At 63.4% G+C, this 2,803-nt stretch carries 4 protein-coding genes; 1 reads left to right on the forward strand and 3 read right to left on the reverse strand.

The window, feature by feature from the left end:
• Positions 1-639 (reverse strand): sulfatase-like hydrolase/transferase (locus IF809_RS38310; protein WP_462840055.1); only part of this gene is annotated, 639 nt, incomplete at its 3' end.
• Between the two features lie 89 nt (positions 640-728).
• On the opposite strand from IF809_RS38310, the gene IF809_RS38315 reads away from it, so the two are divergent.
• On the forward strand, positions 729-1,421 hold the full coding sequence (locus IF809_RS38315) for a TetR/AcrR family transcriptional regulator (protein ID WP_128967005.1): 693 nt from the start codon (positions 729-731) through the stop codon (positions 1,419-1,421).
• A gap of 8 nt (positions 1,422-1,429) precedes the next feature.
• On the opposite strand, the gene IF809_RS38320 is transcribed toward IF809_RS38315, so the two are convergent.
• Positions 1,430-2,071, reverse strand: a complete 642-nt coding sequence (locus IF809_RS38320; protein WP_462840056.1) for a glutathione S-transferase family protein — start codon at positions 2,069-2,071, stop codon at positions 1,430-1,432.
• A 71-nt stretch (positions 2,072-2,142) separates the two neighbouring features.
• Positions 2,143-2,505: a DUF1428 domain-containing protein gene (locus tag IF809_RS38325; RefSeq protein WP_462840057.1), complete on the reverse strand. Its 363-nt coding sequence runs from the start codon at positions 2,503-2,505 to the stop codon at positions 2,143-2,145.
• Positions 2,506-2,803 lie beyond the last annotated feature (298 nt).

Raw genomic sequence — 2,803 nt, forward strand, 5'->3', positions numbered from 1 at the left:
GCCGATGAAGCGGATGGCCTGATCGATCAGATCCTCGGTCAGATGATAGCCATCGGCGTAAGTGCCCGGAGGATCGATATGCGTGTTGTCGGAAACAAGCTCGGGCGCATATTGGTCGGTCTCGGCGTCGAGGAAGCCGTAAAAGCGATCGAAGCCGCGGCCGAGAGGCCAGCCGTCGAACGGGCCGGTGGCGCCGCTCTCGGTCAGCGGCGTGACGTGCCATTTGCCGACCATGTAGTTGCGATAGCCGTGGACCCGCAGCATTTCGGCGAGCGTCCCCGCCTCGCGAGCGATCTTGCCGCGATAGCCGGGGTAGCCGGAATCGAAATTGGCAAGGCACCCGACACCGACCGAATGGTGGTTGCACCCGGTGAGCAATGCAGCGCGCGTCGTCGAGCACATCGCGGTGGTGTGGAAGCCGGAATAGCGCAAGCCTTCCGCGGCGAGCCGGTCGATGGTCGGCGTTTTGATCGAAGACCCATAGCAGCCGAAATCGGAGAAGCCGACGTCGTCGAACAGCACGATGAGAATGTTCGGCGCGCCCGCAGGCGGCTTCACGGCCTCGGGCCACCAGGGTTTTGACTCCGCAACCGTCCTGCCGACGGTCCCGCGGAACGGCGTGCCGCTGCCTGCGCTCATCTGTTGCTCCCTATGCCGGCCGTCACGGTTGACCCGCGGCTCGCCTTATTCTAAATTATAATCCGAATTATGATTATGTTTCTACGCTGATGCAAGCACGAACGCGGCCCTCGTCCGAGAAGCCCGGCTCTCGCGATTTCGACCTGCCGGGCGTGGCGCCGTCACGCCAGAAACGCAGCCGCGAGACGACGCTGGCGCTGCTGCGGGCCGGCGCCGACATGCTGCGGACACGAAGCCTTGGCGAGCTCTCGATCGAGGCGCTCTGCGCCGAAGTCGATGTCACCGTCGGCGCCTTCTACAGCCGCTTCGAGAGCAAGGAGGCCTATTTCAACGCGCTGATCGCCCTGGCCGCGCGCGACGGCGAGCAGCGGCTCGGCGAGATCAGGCGCCCCTCCGCCGACGCCGATCTCGACAAGCTCTGCGGCATCGTCGTCGACGGCATCATCGCCTGGATGCGCGAGCATGAAGGCGTGCTCCGCGCCGCCCTCCAGCATGATGACACCCGTCCGGACAAATGGACACCGTTCAAGGCGCTGGCCAAGACCACGACCGAACGTGCCACCCCTCTCCTGCTCCCGGCCATGGGCAAGGGCCGCACGGCCGCCAAGACCCGCGCGATCGCGTTCGGCCTGCAGGTCGTGCTCGGCACGCTGGTGAACGCGATCCTCAACGACCCCGGACCGCTGTCGCTCCGATCGAAAGAGATGGAGACGCGGCTCTCGGGCTGCCTGCTGCTGCTGCTTCAGGCGGAGCTCGGTCCAAGCGCTTGGCCGCCCCGATAAAGCGAGTGTTACAGTCCCGGTGATCTCGCCGCCCAGACCTTGGTGGCCGGGCAGTTCTCCATCGCTCGGGCATAGGCAGGGCGAGCCGTCGTGCGGACAAGATAGTCCCGCTCCGCAGGCCCGGGAACGTAGTTGCCGGTTCGCAGGCCGAGCAGCAGGGCATAGCTCACCGAGATTTCGGCAGCGGTGAACCGGTCGCCGGCCAGATAGGGGCAATCCGCGAGGCGCCGGATCACCAAACCCAGCCGGCTCTGAAAGGTCTCGTCGGCCCAGCGGGTCACGCGGGCCTCTCGCTCGGCTTCAGGCGCGAATTGACGGCCGACCAAGACGGCGTTCATCGGCCCGGCGAGCCCGGCCTCGCCCAGATGGAGGAATTGCAAATAAGGGGCGAAGGCGGGATCATCAGGGGCGACGCTAAGCGAACACGAGCCGTAGCGGGCGAGCAGGTACTCGAGAATGGCGATGGATTCGACCATGATCGTCTCGCCATCCTGGAGCGCGGGAATGAATCCGGCGGGGTTGATCGCAAGGAAATCGCGATCTTCCTCGACGGCGAGCAGATCGATCGGGCGCAGCCGGTAAGCCAATCCCAACTCCTCCAGCAGCCAAACAACACGAAAGCCACGACCTTCGCCATAGACAGTCAGCATAGCGTTCCTCGATTGGGCTGGATGCAGCAACTCGGAGGTGAGCCAGTCGCGCAGGCGGACGAAGCGTGCACTCAGCGGACGATCTCATCCGCGCGCAGCAGCGCCGTGAAGCCGCCATAGATCATGCGCTTGCCGTCGAACGGCATGTCTGAGCCTTTGAGCCTCGCATCAGCCATCACCTTGGCATTGACGGCGTCGCGGCTCTGCCGGTCGCGATAGACGATCCAGGAGAACACCACGACCTCGTCCTCCGTGGCCATCACCGCGCGGGGAAAAGACGTGAGCTGGCCATAGGGAACGTCGTCGCCGATGCACTCGACATAATCGAGCGCGCCATGCTCCATCCACACCGAACACGCCGTTCGTGCCAGCGCCTTGTAGGCCTCGATCTTGTCCTTCGGCACGGCGAGCACAAAACCATCGACATAGGGCATTGGGATCTCCTTGGGTTGAACGTCCCAAGGACGATCGGATGCGGTCCGATCCGACTGATGATGGATGAGGCAAACCGTCGCGAGGAATGGCTGGTCAAATGCGCTGCAGGGGCGATGGCGCCCGGAAATGGCTGTAGCCGCTGGAGAGCGCCTGAAACTGGCTGTGGTTCTTGGACACTTATAGAACTCTCTGCATTGAATCTAAAGAAGAATTTCGTTCAACACTCGAAATGGTAGATGAGTTCCGTATCACAACTCCAGGCTTTTAAGGTTTCACGACCTTGGGCAGTATAGGCCC

This window comes from Bradyrhizobium sp. UFLA06-24, assembly GCF_054967145.1.